Genomic DNA, 255 nt, shown 5'->3' with positions numbered 1-255 from the left:
CATCTGGGCGCCTGCACGCTCCCCTCGACCTGATCCTCGTGCGCAAGCTCGGTGCACCCGGATTCCCCGAGGTCGCGATGGGCGCCGTCGTGGACGGGGCAGACGCCCAGATGATCGTCAACGAGGACGTCTTCGTCGAGACCGGGGCCGACGCCGCGGGACTCGGCCGGGCCAGGCGCCGGGAGCTCACCGAGATCGAGCGGCGGCGCGCCGCCTATCTCGGAGACCGTCCCCGGGTGAACCCAGACGGACGGG

General features: G+C 72.5%; 1 pseudogene. It reads left to right on the top strand.

The window, feature by feature from the left end:
* Nucleotides 1-255 (top strand): annotated as a pseudogene (locus tag QN345_RS20255) (phosphoribosyltransferase); the annotation flags it as partial.

Origin of the sequence: Cryobacterium sp. 10I1 (assembly GCF_035019805.1) — a bacterium.
In the GTDB taxonomy this organism is placed as follows: Bacteria; Actinomycetota; Actinomycetes; order Actinomycetales; family Microbacteriaceae; genus Cryobacterium; species Cryobacterium glucosi.
Note: the sequence above shows the minus strand (reverse complement) of the source record. Positions and strands in the feature narration are given on the sequence as shown.